The 18543-nt window shown below is 53.9% G+C and carries 15 protein-coding genes; all 15 read left to right on the top strand.

What is annotated here, in order from left to right; translation table 11 throughout:
* Positions 1 to 186: 186 nt before the first annotated feature.
* The 15 genes from rpsB to infB all read left to right on the top strand — a co-directional run bounded on the left by rpsB (position 187) and on the right by infB (position 18535).
* Positions 187 to 885, top strand: a complete 699-nt coding sequence (gene rpsB, locus PVA01S_RS01265) for a 30S ribosomal protein S2 (protein WP_127604513.1) — start codon at positions 187 to 189, stop codon at positions 883 to 885.
* Between the two features lie 95 nt (positions 886 to 980).
* Positions 981 to 1631 carry a translation elongation factor Ts gene (tsf, locus tag PVA01S_RS01260; protein ID WP_127604511.1) on the top strand — a complete coding sequence of 217 codons (651 nt, stop codon included), beginning with the start codon at positions 981 to 983 and terminating at the stop codon, positions 1629 to 1631.
* A 95-nt stretch (positions 1632 to 1726) separates the two neighbouring features.
* A complete protein-coding gene (pyrH, locus tag PVA01S_RS01255) occupies positions 1727 to 2452 on the top strand; it encodes a UMP kinase (protein ID WP_054797002.1) in 726 nt (241 codons plus the stop codon).
* A 3-nt stretch (positions 2453 to 2455) separates the two neighbouring features.
* Complete coding sequence (gene frr / locus PVA01S_RS01250; protein WP_127604509.1) at positions 2456 to 3013, top strand: ribosome recycling factor; 558 nt, start codon at positions 2456 to 2458, stop codon at positions 3011 to 3013.
* A 65-nt stretch (positions 3014 to 3078) separates the two neighbouring features.
* The gene (locus tag PVA01S_RS01245; protein ID WP_127604507.1) at positions 3079 to 3846 is read left to right on the top strand and encodes an isoprenyl transferase; all 768 of its coding nucleotides are present in this window, start codon (positions 3079 to 3081) and stop codon (positions 3844 to 3846) included.
* A gap of 20 nt (positions 3847 to 3866) precedes the next feature.
* Positions 3867 to 4655, top strand: a complete 789-nt coding sequence (locus PVA01S_RS01240; protein WP_054797003.1) for a phosphatidate cytidylyltransferase — start codon at positions 3867 to 3869, stop codon at positions 4653 to 4655.
* 25 nt (positions 4656 to 4680) lie between these two features.
* A complete protein-coding gene (locus PVA01S_RS01235; RefSeq protein ID WP_054797004.1) occupies positions 4681 to 5829 on the top strand; it encodes a 1-deoxy-D-xylulose-5-phosphate reductoisomerase in 1149 nt (382 codons plus the stop codon).
* 174 nt (positions 5830 to 6003) lie between these two features.
* The gene (gene rseP, locus PVA01S_RS01230) at positions 6004 to 7272 is read left to right on the top strand and encodes an RIP metalloprotease RseP (RefSeq protein ID WP_127604505.1); all 1269 of its coding nucleotides are present in this window, start codon (positions 6004 to 6006) and stop codon (positions 7270 to 7272) included.
* Positions 7273 to 7306: 34 nt separating this feature from the next.
* A complete protein-coding gene (gene proS, locus PVA01S_RS01225; RefSeq protein ID WP_127604503.1) occupies positions 7307 to 8764 on the top strand; it encodes a proline--tRNA ligase in 1458 nt (485 codons plus the stop codon).
* Between the two features lie 107 nt (positions 8765 to 8871).
* Entirely contained in the window at positions 8872 to 13188 is a 4317-nt protein-coding gene (locus PVA01S_RS01220; protein ID WP_127604501.1) for a PolC-type DNA polymerase III, read from the top strand.
* A gap of 183 nt (positions 13189 to 13371) precedes the next feature.
* Complete coding sequence (gene rimP / locus PVA01S_RS01215) at positions 13372 to 13830, top strand: ribosome maturation factor RimP (RefSeq protein WP_054797007.1); 459 nt, start codon at positions 13372 to 13374, stop codon at positions 13828 to 13830.
* Between the two features lie 50 nt (positions 13831 to 13880).
* Positions 13881 to 14978 carry a transcription termination factor NusA gene (nusA, locus tag PVA01S_RS01210; RefSeq protein WP_054799598.1) on the top strand — a complete coding sequence of 366 codons (1098 nt, stop codon included), beginning with the start codon at positions 13881 to 13883 and terminating at the stop codon, positions 14976 to 14978.
* A gap of 42 nt (positions 14979 to 15020) precedes the next feature.
* Positions 15021 to 15338 (top strand): RNase P modulator RnpM, encoded by a 318-nt coding sequence (gene rnpM / locus PVA01S_RS01205; RefSeq protein ID WP_054797008.1) that lies wholly within the window; start codon positions 15021 to 15023, stop codon positions 15336 to 15338.
* Positions 15325 to 15624: a YlxQ family RNA-binding protein gene (locus PVA01S_RS01200; protein WP_127604716.1), complete on the top strand. Its 300-nt coding sequence runs from the start codon at positions 15325 to 15327 to the stop codon at positions 15622 to 15624. The genes rnpM and PVA01S_RS01200 overlap by 14 nt, the downstream gene beginning before the upstream one ends.
* Before the next feature lie 22 nt (positions 15625 to 15646).
* Positions 15647 to 18535, top strand: a complete 2889-nt coding sequence (gene infB / locus PVA01S_RS01195; protein WP_127604499.1) for a translation initiation factor IF-2 — start codon at positions 15647 to 15649, stop codon at positions 18533 to 18535.
* Positions 18536 to 18543: the final 8 nt, after the last annotated feature.

Below are 18543 nucleotides of genomic sequence, written 5' to 3'. Positions count from 1 at the left end.
GTTACTTATGGTATAGTAATTCTCGGTGTAAAAATCCACACGCCGATGAATTCCGGTGAGCGTGCTTCCGCGTTGCAGCGGGCTGCGACAAAGTTTGCAGCGGCTGACAATAATCTGGGAGTTTCACCGAGAAGATGATATCGCGCGGAGGTACCAAAACAACTAATTTTGAGGAGGTGCGTGAGGATGGCAGTAATCTCCATGAAACAGCTGCTTGAAGCTGGGGTACACTTCGGTCATCAAACCCGTCGTTGGAACCCGAAAATGGATCGTTACATCTTCACCGAAAGAAACGGCATTTATATTATCGACCTGCAAAAAACGGTCAAAAAAGTTGAGGAAGCGTACAACTTCGTCAAATCCGTAGCCGAAGAGAACGGTACAATCTTGTTCGTCGGCACGAAAAAACAAGCGCAAGATTCCGTGAAAGAAGAAGCGGAACGCAGCGGCATGTTCTACATCAACCAACGTTGGTTGGGCGGAACGCTCACGAACTTCTCGACCATCCAACAACGGATTAACCGTCTGCATGAGTTGGAGAAATGGGAAAACGACGGTACGTTCGAAGTTCTTCCCAAGAAAGAAGTTATTATTCTTCGCAAAGAAAAAGATCGTCTGGAGAAATTCCTGGGCGGTATCAAACATATGAAGGGTCTGCCGAGCGCATTGTTCGTCATCGATCCTCGTAAAGAGCGCATTGCTGTTGCCGAAGCTCGTAAGCTCGGTATCCCGATCGTCGGTATCGTTGACACGAACTGCGATCCGGACGAAATCGACTACGTTATTCCAGGTAACGACGATGCGATCCGCGCCGTGAAATTGCTGACAGCCAAAATGGCCGACGCTGTGATCGAAGCGCATCAAGGCGAGCAAACGACAGCTTAAGCAGGCGAATACAAAAAAGGGTGGTTTAAAGGTGCAAAATCCTTTCACCGCCCTTTTTTTAAGGTACATATCCCTAAACCTAAGGAGGCCCTACCATGGCAGTAAGTGCAGCAGCAGTTAAAGAATTGCGTGAGAAAACAGGAGCGGGCATGCTCGATTGCAAGAAAGCGCTGGAAGAAGCAAACGGTGATTTGACGAAAGCTTCCGAAATTTTGCGTGAAAAAGGATTGGCCGCGGCAGCCAAAAAATCCGATCGTATTGCGACGGAAGGTATGATTGAGTCCTACATCCACGCTGGCGGTAAAATTGGCGTATTGGTTGAAGTCAACAGCGAAACCGACTTCGTTGCCAAGAACGATACGTTCAAAACTTTCGTTCGCGACGTAGCTCTTCATATTGCTGCTTCGAACCCGAAATACCTTCGCCGTGACGAAGTTCCTCAAGATGCGCTCGATAAAGAACGTGAAATCTTGACGAACCAAGCCTTGAACGAAGGCAAACCGGAGAAAATCGTGGAGAAAATCGTAGAAGGCCGTCTTGCTAAATTCTACGAAGAATACTGCTTGCTGGAGCAGCCGTTCATTAAAGATCCGGACAAAACGGTTGAAGAAGTGTTGAAAGAGAAAATCGCTACGATCGGCGAAAACTTGTCGATCCGCCGCTTTGTTCGTTACGAGCTCGGCGAAGGCTTGGAGAAGAAACAAGAAAACTTCGCAGAAGAAGTCATGAGCCAAGTGAAACTGTAAGACCTATACGGAATTCCAAAGGCGGGAACACGATGTGTTCCCTCTTTTGTAAATAGAGAAGGAAATGCGTAAGTGATGAAACGGAGGTATGCAGCTTGGAACGTCCGATATTTAAAAGAGTCGTACTGAAATTAAGCGGAGAAGCTTTAGCCGGACAGCAAGGATACGGAATCGAAGCCGACATCATCGCTTCCATTGCACAACAGGTGAAAGAAGTGGTCGATCTTCAAGTCGAAGTCGCCATCGTCGTTGGCGGCGGCAACATTTGGAGAGGTATCGCAGGCAGCGCCAAGGGCATCGATCGGGCCACAGCCGACTACATGGGTATGCTTGCAACCGTCATGAATTCGCTGGCGCTTCAAGACGCGCTCGAAACGATCGGCGTACCTACCCGCGTGCAATCTTCGATTACGATGCAGCAGGTAGCGGAGCCGTATATCCGCCGAAGAGCGATGCGCCATCTGGAAAAGGGCCGAGTCGTCATTTTCGCTGCAGGTACGGGCAATCCGTTCTTCTCCACAGACACGACGGCGGCGCTAAGAGCGGCGGAAATCGAAGCGGAAGTCATCCTGATGGCCAAGAACAAAGTCGACGGCGTATACTCCGCCGATCCGTTCAAGGATGCGACCGCGCAAAAGTTCGAAACGCTGACTTATCTCGAGGTGTTGAACAAAAACCTCGGCGTCATGGACTCCACCGCATCTTCCTTGTGTATGGACAACAATATCCCGCTGATCGTATTCTCCATTACGGAGAGCGGCAACATCAAGCGCGTCGTGCTTGGGGAGAAGATCGGCACGATTGTAAAAGGGAGTGTATAAAACATGCCTCAATCCATTAAGAAAAACGCTGAAGACCGGATGGAAAAAGCTATCGGTTCTTTGAAGAAAGAGCTTCTGACCTTGCGGGCAGGCCGCGCGACGCCAGCGCTTCTGGACCGCGTGCAGGTGGAATATTACGGGGCGATGACGCCGGTGAACCAATTGGCGAACATCAATACACCGGATTCCCGCACCTTGATGATTCAACCTTGGGATAAAAGCTCGGTATCCGCGATCGAAAAAGCGATCATGAAATCCGACCTTGGCTTGACGCCTTCCAACGACGGCAGCAGCATTCGCATCATCATTCCGGCGCTAACGGAAGAACGCCGTGCGGAATTGGTGAAAATGACGCGCAAGTTCGGGGAAGAAGCGAAAGTTGCGATCCGCAACGTCCGCCGCGATGCGAACGACGAGATCAAGAAGCTTGAGAAGTCGGCCGGCCTCTCGGAAGATGAGTCTCGCCGCCATCAAGAAGATATTCAAAAGTTTACGGATAAATTTATCGGTGAAGTCGATAAAGTGCTGCAGGCGAAAGAGAAAGAAATTATGGAAGTGTAACGGGTAAAGACCCCCTTAATTGAGGGGTTTTTAGTCTTTTAGTCTTTCCTGACGGGGGATTGGCAATGAAACCATTCAGAAAGTGGTTCGGAGGAAAGTCGGAAGGGGAAGAGGCTGCAAGCGCGCTCGATTCCGATAATATACCGAATCATGTCGCCGTCATCATGGACGGCAACGGCCGATGGGCGCAGAAACGCGGGCTGCCGCGGGTTGCGGGTCACCATTCGGGGATGAAAAACGTGAAAAAAATAACGATGGCGGCGAATCATATCGGGGTGAAAGTGCTGACGATGTATGCTTTTTCCACAGAAAATTGGAAGAGGCCGAAGGAAGAAGTTGAGTACTTGATGAAATTGCCGCTGGAGTTTTTTCCTAAAGAAATCGAAGAACTGATTGCGAACAACGTCCGAATACGTATGACCGGCTGGCCTGAAGGGTTGCCTGACTATACGTTGAAAACCGTTCAGGACGCGATCGACAAAACGAAACACAATACGGGCCTTATCTTGAATTTTGCTTTAAATTACGGGAGTCGCAAAGAGATGCTTTCCGGTATTCAGAGGCTTGCTCAAGACGCAAAAGACGGGAAAGTGAACCCGGCAGAAATCAATGAGCATCTGTTCTCGCGATATTTGCTGACCGATCCGTTGCCGGACCCCGATTTGCTTATCCGGACGAGCGGGGAGCTGCGGATCAGCAACTTCATGCTGTGGCAGCTGGCGTATTCGGAGCTGTGGTTTACGGATTTGTGCTGGCCGGAGTTCACCGAGCCGCACTTTTATGAAGCGATACAAGAATATCAGCGGCGAGCCCGGAGATACGGCGGATTGTAGCGGCAATTGGAGGAATCGACTTGAAGCAGCGGATCGTTACTGGATTAGTGGCGGGGCTCGGATTTTTCATCATGTTGTACTTGGGCGGCTACTGGTTTGCCGGACTCATTGTTGCGCTCGCGCTGATCGGGTATGACGAATTTTTGAGAATGAACGGCTTGAATCGAAACCGGGTGATCCAGGTCATCGGTTACATCGGAGTCGTCGTGTTGACGCTGCCGTGGCAGTTTGGCTTCATGTCGTCGGCGCAGGGCATATGGTTGTTCCTGTTTCTGTTCTTGGCCGCCACCGTGATCACGAAGAACAAAACGACGATCGATCACGTAGCGACGGCTTTCCTCGGCATGGCATACGTCGGACTCGGCTTTCATTATATGATCGAAACCCGCACCATTCCGGATCACGGGCTGTTTTTGACGCTGCTCGTATTTTTGTGCATCTGGACAACGGATTCGGGCGCTTACTTCACCGGTTCGATGATCGGGAAGACGCCGCTCTGGCCTACGATCAGTCCGAAGAAGTCGGTCGAGGGCGCCATAGGCGGAACGGTATTATCCGTCATCGTGGCGATCGGTTTCGCCTGGTGCCGGCCGGATCTGCTCGGGTACGCGCAGGCTGTATGGATCGGCCTCGTGATCGCAGTCGTCGGGCAGGTTGGCGATTTGGTGCAGTCGGCTTACAAGCGGGTGAAGGGAATTAAAGATTCCGGCATGATTTTGCCGGGTCACGGCGGGGTGCTCGATCGGACGGACAGCTGGCTGATCGTCTTCCCGTTTCTGCATGTGGTTTCCTTAATTCCGCATGTTTAATTATGAGTGCTGGGGGTAGGCCGCAGTGAAAAAGATCAGCATTCTCGGATCGACGGGCTCCATCGGCACGCAGACGCTGGATGTCATCTCGCATGATCCGGAAGCTTACGAAGTCGAAGGCTTGGCCGGCGGTTATAATATCGGCTTGCTCGGGGAGCAGGTCAGGCGCTTTCGCCCGAAGAAGGTAGCGGTGGCGACGCGTGATTTGGCCGAGAGGCTGAGAATCGATGTGCCGGCGGGAACCGAAGTGTTCTATGGCGAAGAAGGGCTGCTCGAAGTCGCTGCGGGGACGGACGCCGAGCTGCTCGTGACGGCGCTTGTCGGCAGTCAGGGCTTAAAGCCGACGCTGGCGGCCATCGAAGCGGGCAAGCACATTGGCCTGGCCAACAAAGAAACGTTAGTAAGCGCAGGGCACTTGGTAACGGCGCTGGCGGAACGGAAGCAGGTTTCGCTGTTGCCGATCGACAGCGAGCATTCCGCAATTTTCCAGTGCTTGAACGGCGAGAATAAAGATCATATACATAACATTACGCTGACCGCGTCAGGCGGATCGTTTCGCGATCGTACACGCGAAGAACTGGCCTCGGTTTCCGTGGAGGATGCGCTTAAACATCCGAATTGGTCGATGGGCGCGAAGATTACGATCGACTCCGCAACCATGGTGAACAAAGGGCTCGAGGTGATCGAAGCGCATTGGTTGTTCGGGTTATCCTACGACCAAATCGAGGTGGTGATCCATCCGGAAAGTATCGTTCATTCGTTCGTCGAGTTCGTCGACTGTAGCATTATTGCACAGATGGGCTTGCCTGATATGCGGGTGCCGATCCAATACGCTTTAACGTATCCGAATCGAATGGTAACGCCTTCGAAGCGTCTGAGGCTGGCCGACATCGGCAAGCTGCATTTTCGGGAAATGGACTTTGCCCGATACCCTTGCTTGGCGATGGCATTTGAGAGCGGCCGAAAGGGCGGCACGATGCCGACGGTATATAATGCGGCGAATGAGGTCGCGGTCGAACGTTTCTTGAAGGGGGACATCTCCTTCCTCGCCATCGAGCGCATTATCGCCGAGGTGATGGCGAAGCATGAGGCGATAGACGGGCCTGACCTGGATACGATTGTCGCGAGCGACGCTTGGGCGCGGTCGGCGGCGGCGCAAATCCGCCGAAGCTGAAGTCCTTGCCCGGGACGGTTGGCAAGCATGTTTGTTCGCGTCCGGTAATATGTTCATATCAAGGGCTCGGCTTGTGTTCCGTTTGTCATTAATGTTAATCTAAGGACATGGAATAGCGCCCTTCCCATGCTAGCAGATGTGAACATTGATGTATTTAAGGAGGCCGTGAACTAGGTGGACGTACTTCAAATCATCGTGCTGAATGTGCTCTTGTTTTTCGTACTCGTGACGGTGCACGAGTGGGGGCATTTTTATTTCGCCAAGCGGGCGGGGATCTTGACGCGCGAGTTCGCGATCGGCTTCGGTCCGAAGGTGCTTTCGTTCGTTCGCGGTGAAACCCGGTATACGCTGAGGCTTCTGCCCATCGGCGGGTTCGTGCGGATGGCCGGCGAAGATCCCGAAATCGTACAGATCAATCCGGGACAACGGATAGCCGTTGCCTTGGAGAATGAAACGGTTACGCATATTTATTTGAACGATTTCGACAGCCGCCGCGGCGCTTTGGAAGGTGTCGTGGAAGATATCGATTTGGAGCGTCAGCTGTTTGTCCGTATGGATGTCGACGGCGCGGCACAGCGCTTTGCCGTTCACCCTCGCGCGCTTATCGTCAGCAAGGAGAAGGAGACGCAGATCGCGCCATGGGAACGCCAGTTTGGCAGCAAGACGGTGGGACAGCGGGCGATGGCCATATTCGCGGGTCCGTTAATGAACTTCATTCTCGCGTTCATCTTGTTCGTCACGGTTGTTTTCGTGGCCGGTATGCCTTTGCCTGATCGGGTGCGCATCTCCGACACCAAGCCCGGTTCGGCCGCGGAGCGCGCCGGCTTGATGGGCGGGGACGTTATCGTTGAAGTGAACGGCGAGAAGATCGGCGGCGACAGCAAAAAGCTGACGACGCTGATTCAAAATTCGCCGAACAAGACGATGACCTGGGTGGTTGAGCGCAACAAGCAGCTCGTTACCAAAGAAGTGAAACCGGAACTGGATGAGAAAGACCGCGTGATTCGTGTCGGCGTCTCACTCGGCCCGGATACCCGGCCGGCTACGATCGGGGAAGGAATCAGCAACGGTTGGCGCAGCATGGTTTCCGCTACGACGCTCATCTTGGACGGCTTCGGCAAGCTGGCGACCCTGCAGGTGAAGATGGACGATCTCGGCGGTCCGATCCGGATTGTCGAGTTCACAAGCGAGCAGGCAAGCGCCGGACCGGCCCAGTACATCAACTGGATGGCTGTGATGAGCTTGTACCTGGGCTTGTTCAATTTACTGCCGATTCCGGCGCTGGACGGCAGCCGCCTTGTTTTCCTCGGGTTAGAAGCGGTGCGCGGCAAACCGGTCGATCCGAGCCGGGAGAGCATGGTGCATTTCGTCGGCTTTGCCATGCTGATGCTGCTGATGATCGCCGTCACATACAACGATATATTAAGGCTGATTAAAGGATAAATGAATCGCCGTCTGTAGGGGGAGCATTCGAACCATGTCGAAGGATAAACAGGATAAACAATTCGTCAAAGAAATTACGCCGCAAAGTGAAGATTTCTCGCGCTGGTACATCGATACGATCAAGAAAGCGGACCTGATGAGCTACTCACCGGTTCGCGGTTGTATCGTGTTCAAGCCCGACGGCTATGAAATCTGGGAAAACATTCAGCGCGAACTGGACCGTCGTTTCAAAGAAACGGGTCACCGCAACGCCTATTTCCCGCTATTCATTCCCGAAAGCTTCTTTCAGAAGGAGAAGGAACACGTCGAGGGCTTCAATCCGGAGCTTCCATGGGTAACCGAAGCCGGCGGCGAGAAGCTGGAAGAACGTCTGGCGATCCGCCCGACTTCAGAAACGATGATCGGTCATATGTACTCGGAGTGGATCAACTCGTACCGCGATTTGCCGCTGCTTATCAACCAGTGGGCCAACGTGGTACGTTGGGAGAAGAAAACACAGCCGTTCCTGCGCACCAGCGAATTTCTTTGGCAGGAAGGCCATACGGCGCACGAGGACGAAGCCGATGCCCGGAGAGAAACGATGCAAATGCTGGAAATTTACCGCGATTTCGCGGAAAATTTCTTGGCGATGCCGGTTATCATGGGCCAAAAAACGCCTTCGGAGAAGTTTGCCGGCGCCGTCGATACATTCTCTATAGAAGCGATGATGAAAGACGGGAAGGCCGTGCAGGCGGGGACGTCGCATTACCTCGGCACGAATTTCGCCGTCGCCTTTGATATTAAATACTTGGATCGGGACAATCAGCATACGTTCTGCCATACAACTTCGTGGGGCGTCAGCACCCGTTTGATCGGGGCGCTGATTATGGTGCACGGCGACGACCGGGGACTCGCGCTGCCGCCGAAAGTCGCGCCGACGCAAGTTGTCATGATCCCGATCGGGCCTCCGAAGACGCGCGACCAAGTGATCGCTTGCGTAGACGGTCTGTACGATCAATTGAAGCAAGCCGGCGTGCGTGTGAAGGTGGACGACCGTCAGGATCAAAGCCCGGGCTGGAAGTTCAACGAATACGAGATGCGCGGCGTCCCGGTTCGCGTCGAGCTTGGCCCGCGCGATATGGAGAACGGACAAGTCGTGCTCGTCTCCCGCATCACCGGGGAGAAGCGCGTCGTCGCGCAAAGCCAATTTGTAGAAGAAGTGCAAAAACTGTTGACGGAAACGCAGCAGGAAATGTATGATCGAGCCAAGAAGTTCCGCGATGAGAACATGACCGCAGCCGATACGTTGGACGAGCTGAAGGCGTTCCTGCAGCAGAAGCGCGGTTTTACGCTGTCCGGCTGGTGCGGTTCCGACGCTTGCGAGGCGACCGTGAAGGAAGAGACGGGCGCTACAAGCCGGAACATTCCATTTGAACCGGCTGTACGGAAGACCAAATGTCTCGTGTGCGGGGAAGATGCGAAGCATACAGTCGTATTCGGTCGAGCTTATTAAGAAGCGGTTAACCAGGAAAGCATGAACTAAGATAGGGGTACATAAGGGCAAAACGGGATGGAGTTCAATTCCTTTTGCCCTTTGATTGTTTATGGGGGAGGAGCATCATGAGCAGTAGCAGTACGGCTTTAAAACGGGATCGGTTTGAGATGCTGATGCAGCAGGCGAACGTTCCGGCGGATGTCGTGCAGACGTTTTTCGCGGACGGGTACATCGACAAGGTGGAAACGAGCCGTAAAAACCGCGAATGGACGTTCTATATCGTCAAGACGCAGGTCGTGCCCGGAGACATTTATCGTTCGTTTTGTAAAATGATCCGTGACAAATTCGCGCATATCGCGACGATCCGTTTCGTTCTGCAATACACTTCTGACGTGAACCCGGAAAGCGTGGCCCACGAATACTGGAGCATGTTTCTCGAGTGGGTGCAGCGGGAAGCGGCGTCCATCAACGGCTGGATGACCAAAGCCAAGATCGAGGTTCACGGCAAGGTGCTGACGTTGCATTTGCTGGATAGCTTCGGTTTGGAACTTGCGAAGAAGAAAAATATTAACGACTGGATCCGCCAATATTTTAACGGTTTTTTTGGCGTCGATTATCAAGTGAAATACGCTTTGAGCGACTCTCGCGAGGAAGAGCTTGAGAAATTTACGAAGCAGCGGGAGATCGAAGAGAAAGAAGTTACAAGCGTCATTATGACCGCCGTGGAAGCGGAAGAGGCGGCGCAAGCGGCTGTGCCTGATGGCGAAGTCAAGCTGATGGTCGGTTACGATATTAAAGAACCGGCCGTACCGATTCAAGATGTGAAGGACGAGGAGAAGAAAGTAACGGTGCAAGGTACCGTGTTCGGTCTGGATATGAAGGAATTGCGGAACGGAAGCACGTTGTTTACGTTCAATATTACCGATTTCTCAGACTCGATCATGGTGAAATCGTTCGCGAAAACGAAGGAAGACGTGAAGATTTACAGCCTGATCAAAAACGGTACTTGGCTGAAGCTTCGCGGCCGTGTCGAGTATGACCGATTTATGCAAATTCCGGAGCTTGTGATGATCCCGTCCGACGTTAATGAAATCGTAGCTCCCCCTGACCGGAAGGACGACGCGGCAGAGAAGCGGGTCGAATTTCATCTACATACGGCGATGAGCACGATGGACGGCATTACGCCCGTGGATCAATATATCAAAATGGCCGCCAAATGGGGCCATAAAGCGATTGCCGTGACCGATCACGGCGGTGTGCAAAGCTTCCCGGAGGCTTACAAAGCCTCGAAGAAGAATGGTATTAAAGTTATCTACGGCGTTGAAGCCAATATCATTGACGACTCCGTGAAAGTGGCGATGAACGCCACCGATATCGCGTTAGCCGATGCCGAGTATGTCATTTTCGACGTTGAGACAACGGGGCTTTCCGTTACGAACAACAAGATTATCGAGCTTGCCGGCGTCAAGATGAAGGAAGGCAAGGAGATCGGCCGGTTTGCCACGTTCATCGACCCGCACGAGCGGATTCCGTATAATATCCAGCAATTGACGAATATTACCGACGATATGGTGCGCGGAGCGCCGGACATTGCCGAGATGCTGCCGAAGTTTTTGGAATTCGTCGGCGATGCCGTTCTCGTTGCACATAACGCGCGGTTCGATATGGGCTTCCTGAATACGAACTGCAAGCGTCTCGGACTGCCGGAAGTGAACAATCCGGTGATCGATACGCTGGAACTGGCCCGTTTGTTGTACCCGACGATGAAAAATCACCGGTTGAACACGCTGTCCGACAAGTTTAAGGTCAGCCTCGATAACCATCACCGCGCCATCGACGACTCCATTGCGCTCGGATTCGTGCTGTTTCACATGCTGAAGGAGGCTGCGGAGCGCGGGTATACGCAGCTCGACCGGCTGAACGACCAGGTCGGCAAAAACTTGACGACGCAGCGCCCGTTCCACTGCTGCATTTACGCGCAGAACATGATCGGGAAGAAAAACCTGTTCACGCTCGTTTCGCTCTCGCATACCGAATATTTCCACCGGGTCCCCTGCATTCCGAAGAGCAAGCTGCAGGAAATGCGCGAAGGGTTGATCATCGCTTCCGGCTGCGAGAAGGGCGAGCTGTTCGAGACGGTGCTGAACAAGTCCATGGAAGAAGCGGAAGCGGTCGCCGAGTTTTACGACGTGCTCGAGATTCAACCGACGAACGTGAACATGCACCTGGTCGAGAAGGGGCTGGTCGGCAGTCCTTCACTGCTGGAGGACGCAGCCAGACGCATCCTGCAAATCGGGCGCAAGCTCGGCAAGCCGGTCATCGCGACGGGCAACGTTCACTACCTGCACCCGCGCGAGAAAATAAACCGCGATATTACGATTCACGGCATTACCGGCTTCAGCCCGCTCAAGGACATTCGCAAGCCTGACGTTCATTTCCGTACGACGAAAGAAATGCTCGCCGAATTCGAGTTCCTCGGAAAGGAGGACGCCTTCGAAGTCGTCGTTCACAACACGGCGGAGCTTGCAGACCGTTTCGAAGAGCTGGAGCTGTTTCCGACGAAGCTGTTTACACCGATCATCGAGGGCGCGGATGACGAAATTCGTAATAAATGTTACGAGACCGCGCGCAGCATCTACGGCGAGCCGATACCGGAAGTGGTGACGGCGCGTCTGGAGAAGGAGCTAGTCCCGATTATTAAATACGGCTTCTCGGCAAACTATCTGATTTCCGAGCGGCTTGTGAAGAAATCGAACGAGGACGGTTATCTCGTCGGCTCGCGGGGCTCGGTCGGTTCGTCCGTCGTCGCTACGTTCCTGGGGATTTCCGAGGTTAACCCGCTGCCGCCGCACTATATTTGCCTGTCGTGCAAGCATAGCGAATGGATTCTTGACGGCTCGATTCCTTCCGGGTTCGACCTGCCGGATAAAGCCTGCCCGAACTGCGGCGAGAAGCTGAAGGGCGAAGGGCAGGACATTCCGTTCGAAACGTTCCTTGGCTTTAAAGGGGACAAGGTTCCCGATATCGACTTGAACTTCTCCGGAGAATACCAGCCGCACGCCCACAACTACACGAAGGTGCTGTTCGGCGAGAAGAACGTGTTCCGGGCCGGTACGATCGGTACGGTCGCGGAGAAGACGGCTTTCGGATTCGTGAAGAAGTATGAAGAGGATCAAGGCAAAAAGTGGCGCGGCGCCGAACTGAGCCGTCTGGCTTTAGGATGTACCGGCGTCAAGCGAAGCACCGGCCAGCATCCGGGCGGTATCGTCGTCGTGCCGGACTACATCGACGTCAATGACATTACCCCCGTGCAGTACCCGGCGGACGATACGAGCGCCGACTGGAAGACAACGCACTTCGACTATCATGCCTTCGACGCGAACTTGCTGAAGCTCGATATTCTCGGGCACGATGACCCGACGATGATGCGGATGCTGCAGGACTTGACGGGCGTCGATCCGACGACGATTCCGATGAACGATCCGAAGGTCATGAGCATGTTCAACTCGGTCGAAGCCCTGGGCGTGACGCCTGAGAAAATCCGCACGCCTGTCGCCACCTACGGGGTGCCCGAGATGGGGACGAAGTTCGTGCGCCAGATGCTGGAAGAAGCAAAGCCGTCCAGCTTTGCCGATCTGCTGCAAATTTCCGGACTGTCGCACGGTACGGGCGTGTGGCTCGGCAATGCGCAGGAGCTGATCAAGAAAGGCATCTGTACGATCAAAACCGTTATCGGCTGCCGCGACGACATCATGCTGTACTTGATTTATAAAGCGGGGATGGACGCGGGACTGGCCTTCAAAATTACGGAAAGCGTACGGAAAGGGAAGGGCTTGACCGAAGAGTGGAAGGAAGAGATGAAGAAGCATAACGTGCCGGCCTGGTATATCGATTCTTGCGAGAAGATCGAATACATGTTCCCGAAGGCGCATGCCTCGGCATACGTGATCTCGGCCGTACGTACCGCCTACTTCAAGCTGTACCATCCGATCGCCTATTACGCGACGTACTTCTCGGTCCGTGCCACGGACTTTGAACTGGACCTGCTCTGCCAAGGCTATGACGCGATTCTGCGCAGGCTGATTGAAATTGAGGAAAAAGGGTTCCAGGCGCTGCCGAAGGAGAAGAACATGATCTCGATTCTCGAGATGGCGCTCGAGATGACGGCGCGCGGCTTCTCCTTCAAGCCGGTCGATCTGTACAAATCGGACGCCACGAAATTTCTCATTGAGGGCGATTCGCTCATTCCTCCGTTCTCCGCGATTGCCGGTATCGGGGAGAACGCGGCGAAGAACATTGCCGCCGCCAGGGAAGCGGGTCCATACTTATCGATCGAAGATTTTCAAAGTCGCAGCAAAGCGTCGAAGACGATCATTGAGCTGCTCGGCAGCATGAACTGCTTCCGCGGCTTGCCCGAAACGAATCAGCTTTCGCTGTTCTAAGGAAGACGGACGGCGCGGGAGCCGGAAGGCGCCCATGTTGCATAAACAATCGCACTTATGGTATAATCTGCTATGGTGGTAACAATGTAATATCTCGAAACCGGAGAGTGGGGCAACCCACTCTTTACATTTTGTATTAGGGTTTTCGGCGACTCGTCTCATATAGATAGGAGGAATAGACGTTTGAGCAATCAGATCAAATCGACGGTGGAAGCTTTGGTTCGTCCGTACCTGGACGAGAACCGGTTTGAGCTTGTCGACATTGAATATGTGAAAGAAGGCGGCAATTGGTTCTTGCGAGTGTATGTTGATAAAGAAGGCGGGATCGATATTGACGATTGCGGCCGTATTAGCGAATACCTTAGCGGCAAGCTGGATGAAACCGACCCGATCCCGGACGCTTACTTCTTGGAGGTGTCTTCGCCGGGCGCAGAGCGTCCTTTGAAGAAGCCGCAAGATTATGAACGTGCTGTCGGTCAGCATGTGTTCATTACGACCTATGAGCCTATCGATGGACTGAAGGAATTCGAGGGCACGCTGCGATCGTTCGACGAGAAGACGGTCGAAGTTGAAATCGGCAAGAAGAAGCACAGCCTGCCGTTTGATAAAGTGGCAAGCGCCAGACTGGCTATTTTATTTTAATTGCCGCCGCGCGCGGTTTCGCATTTTATGAGAGGGGGAACTCCATTCAAATGAACATGGATTTTATCGAAGCTTTAAATGAAATTGAACGGGAGAAAGGGATCGCTAAGGACTTGCTGATCGATGCGATCGAAGCGGCCTTGATCTCGGCCTACAAACGCAACTTTAACACGGCTCAGAACGTGCGCGTCGATATTAACCGGCACACCGGTTTGATCAAAGTGTATGCACGCAAAACTGTCGTAGACGAAGTGCTCGATCCGCGTCTTGAAATTACGCTTTTTGCCGCAAGAGAAATGAATCAGAATTACCAGCTTAACGATATCGTCGAGATCGAAGTGACGCCTCGCGATTTCGGACGCATCGCTGCGCAAACAGCGAAGCAAGTCGTGACGCAGCGTATTCGGGAAGCTGAACGCGGGCTTATCTACAACGCTTACGTCGATAAAGAAGAAGATATCGTCAACGGTATCGTGCAGCGCCAGGACCAGCGAAACCTGTACATCGATCTCGGCAAGATCGAAGCGGTCATGCCGCTTACGGAGCTGATGCCGACCGATAAGTTTAAACAAGGCGACCGGGTCAAGGCGTATATTACGAAGGTAGAGAATACGACCAAAGGACCGCAAATCGTCTTGTCCCGCACACATCCCGGCTTGCTGAAACGACTGTTCGAGCTCGAGGTGCCTGAAATTTTCCAAGGCGTCGTTGAGATTCGGTCCGTCGCCCGCGAAGCCGGCTTTCGTTCGAAAATCGCCGTTTACTCCCGCAACGCGGAGGTCGATCCGGTCGGCTCCTGCGTAGGACCGAAGGGGATGCGCGTGCAAACGATCGTCGGCGAGCTGAAGGGCGAGAAAATTGATATCGTCCGCTGGGTCGACAGCGTGGAAGAATATGTGGCGAACGCACTCAGCCCGTCCAAGGTTATCGAGGTGCAGGTGTTCGAAACGGAGAAAATGGCCCGTGTCATCGTGCCGGACTACCAGCTATCGCTGGCGATCGGCATCAAGGGCCAGAACGCGCGTCTTGCTGCCAAGCTGACCGGCTGGAAAATCGACATCAAGAGCGAGACGCAAGCCGAACAGGAGTATGGACGTCCGAAGACCTACACGGAAGAGATGCATCAGGATTCGGTCAGCATCGATTAAGCGGTCGTATCGACCTGTTAGCCATACGGGGGGGAGCAACGGATGAAGCCTAGAAAAACACCGCTGCGCAAATGCGTAGCCTGCCAGCAAATGATGCCCAAGCGGGAGTTGATCCGCGTCGTCAAAACCCCAACCGATGAGCTGCTCATCGATCTGACGGGCAAGAAAGCCGGACGCGGCGCCTACCTATGCGGCAAGTCTTCTTGCTTTAAGCTGGCGAAGAAATCGCGGGCCCTCGATCGGGCGCTGAAGGCGCAGGTCAGCCCTGAAATTTACGACGCACTGGAGCAAGATTTTATAAAGGTCGAAGACGAGTTTATTGCTGGAAAGCATGCGGCGGGTGATGATGACGATGAATGATCGTTTTTTTAATAATTTAGGGCTTGCGATGCGCGCAGGAAAACTGGTGACCGGGGAAGATATGGTTATTGAATCGGTTCGGCACGGGGATGCTAAGCTTGTTATCGTCTCCGAGGACGCTTCTGCCAATACCCTGAAGAAGCTCAGCGATAAATGCAGTCATTATCAGGTTCCTATTCATCAATACGGCAGCCGGGATCAGCTGGGAGCCAGTATCGGGAAAGAAGCGCGAGTCGTCATTGCCGTAACCGATGCGGGATTTGCGCGATTGTTATTGAAGCAGTAAAATCGCTCGGAGGTGGACTGTATTGACAAAACAAGATAACAATAAGGATAAACTAAGAGTATACGAATACGCGAAGTCATTGAACATGAGCAGTAAAGAGATTATCACGATTTTGAAACGACTGGGCCTTCCGGTCAACAATCATATGAGCGTAATGGAGAACGATGCGGTGAATAGTGTAGAGAAATTTTTCAAAGATATTAAAGCAAATGCGGCGGCCAAACGCAGTGATTCCGGTTCGAGCCAAGGCTCGAACAAACCGGCCGCGAATACGAATCGTCCAGAGTCGAAACAGCAGACCGTAGCCGTCCAGCCGAAACCGGACCAGCGTCCGGCTTCCGCGCAAGTGCAGACGGCATCGCCTAGACCGAGCGGCAGCCAGCAAGAGGAAAGACCGCAGGGCGGTCAAAGCGGCGAGCCTCGCCAAAGCGCTCAAGGTCAAGGCGGCGGCGGATATCGCCAAGGCGGCCAAGGTCAAGGCCAAGGCGGCGGGCAAAACCGTCAGGGCGGCCAAGGTCAGGGCGGTGGATACCGCCAAGGCGGCCAAGGCCAAGGTCAAGGCGGCGGGCAAAACCGTCAAGGCGGCCAAGGCCAAGGTCAAGGCAGCGGGTACCGTCAAGGCGGCCAAGGCCAAGGTCAAGGCGGCGGGTATCGTCCAGGCGGTCAAGGCCAGGGTCAAGGCGGCGGGTACCGTCAAGGCGGCCAAGGCCAAGGTCAAGGCGGCGGGTATCGTCCAGGCGGTCAAGGCCAGGGCCAAGGCAGCGGGCAAAACCGTCCAGGCGGTCAAAGCGGCGGCCAAAGCTCGTTCGGCGGTGGTCAAGGTAACCGTACAAGCGGCCCAGGCCGTCCGCAGGGAACTCAAGGCGGTTCGACTCCAGGCAGCGGCCAAGGTCAACGCAGCCGTCCCGGCGAATCGCGTCCGAACGATCGCGACCGTCGCGATTCCGGTCGTCCTACGACTATTCCTCCGAAACCGGTGGGAGCGGTTGTAGATATCGACGGTGACGATGCAGGGGCTAAAGCGAAAAAGGCCAGACCGCCGCAAAGGCAGTTCGATAACCGAGGCGGCAATCGCGGCCCGGGCAACCGCGGCAACGGCAGAAACCAGGGCAGGGGCGGTCGTTTCCAACAAGAGCCGCCGAAGCCGAAGATCGACAACACGCCGAAGAAAATTATCGTGCGCGGTACGATGACGGTCGGCGAGTTGGCTAAATCGCTGCATAAAGACGCTTCCGAGGTCATCAAGAAGCTGTTGTTCCTCGGCGTGATGGCGACCATCAACCAGGAGCTTGATTTGGACGCGATTCAACTGCTTGCTTCCGATTACGGCGTTGAGGTCGAACTGAAAATTCCGGTGGAGGAAGACAAGTTCGAGAATTTCGAAGAGAAGGACGACGACGAAGATTTGCAGGAGCGTCCTCCGGTCGTCACCATCATGGGTCACGTCGACCACGGGAAGACGACGCTGCTCGATGCGATTCGCAAAACGAATGTGACGGAAGGCGAAGCCGGCGGTATTACGCAGCATATCGGGGCGTACCAAGTTGAAACGAACGGTAAAAAAATTACGTTCCTCGATACCCCGGGTCACGAAGCGTTCACTTCGATGCGCGCCCGCGGCGCCCAGGTGACCGATATCACGATCATCGTAGTCGCAGCGGACGACGGCGTTATGCCGCAAACGATTGAGGCGATCGCCCATGCCAAAGCGGCCAAAGTGCCGATTATCGTGGCGGTTAACAAAATCGATAAGCCGGATGCGAATCCGGATCATATCAAACAAGAGCTTACGGCCTACGAGCTCGTTCCGGAAGAGTGGGGCGGCGATACGATTTTCTGCAACATTTCGGCCAAGCAGCGGATCGGGCTTGAGAATTTGCTCGATATGATTTTGCTCGTATCCGAAGTTCAAGAATTTAAAGCGAATCCGAACAAGCGCGCAAGAGGTACGGTGATCGAGGCCGAGCTGGATAAAGGTAAAGGGCCGGTCGCTCGCGTCCTCATTCAGCACGGTACCCTTAAAGTCGGCGACAGCTTTGTAGCCGGCGTACACTTCGGCCGCGTTCGGGCTATGGTTAACGATAAAGGCAAGAAGTTGAAAGAAGCGGGTCCATCCACCCCGGTCGAAATTACCGGGATGACCGAAGTGCCGCAAGCCGGCGATCCGTTCCTCGTGTTCGAGGATGAGCGCAAAGCAAGGGCAATCGCCGAGAAGCGTGCGATTACGCTTCGTCAGTCGGAGATGGGTGCGAATTCCCGCGTAACGCTGGACGATCTGTACAAACAGATCAAAGAAGGCGAAGTCAAGGATCTCAACGTCATCATCAAAGCGGACGTGCAAGGTTCCGCGGAAGCGTTGAAAGGCTCCCTCGAGAAGATCGACGTGGAAGGCGCTCGCGTGAAAATCCTGCTTAGCGGCGTAGGCGCCGTCACCGAGTCCGACGTTATTCTGGCCTCGGCCTCCAACGCGATCATCATCGGCTTCAACGTCCGTCCGGAGCCGCAAGCGAAAAACACGGCCGATCAAGAGAAGGTCGACATTCGACTCCACAGCATCATCTACAAAGTGATGGAAGAGATCGAATCGGCGATGAAAGGACTGCTCGACCCGACCTATAAAGAAGTGGTCATCGGTCAAGCGGAGGTTCGCAATATTTTCAAAGTGTCCAAAGTCGGAACGATTGCCGGCTGCATGGTCACCTCCGGTAAAATTAACCGAAACGCCGAATTGCGCGTCATTCGCGGCGGTATCGTAGTATTTACAGGGAAAGTCGACTCGCTCAAGCGGTTCAAGGACGACGTCAAAGAAGTCGCTCAAGGCTACGAGTGCGGTATATCTGTAGAGAAATTCAACGATATTAAAGAAGGGGACACGATTGAAGCCTTCGTCATGGAGACTGTAGAGAGGTAAGAGGTGAG

Origin of the sequence: Paenibacillus validus NBRC 15382, from assembly GCF_004000985.1 — a bacterium.
Lineage (GTDB): Bacteria > Bacillota > Bacilli > Paenibacillales > NBRC-103111 > Paenibacillus_G > Paenibacillus_G validus.
Note: the sequence above shows the minus strand (reverse complement) of the source record. Positions and strands in the feature narration are given on the sequence as shown.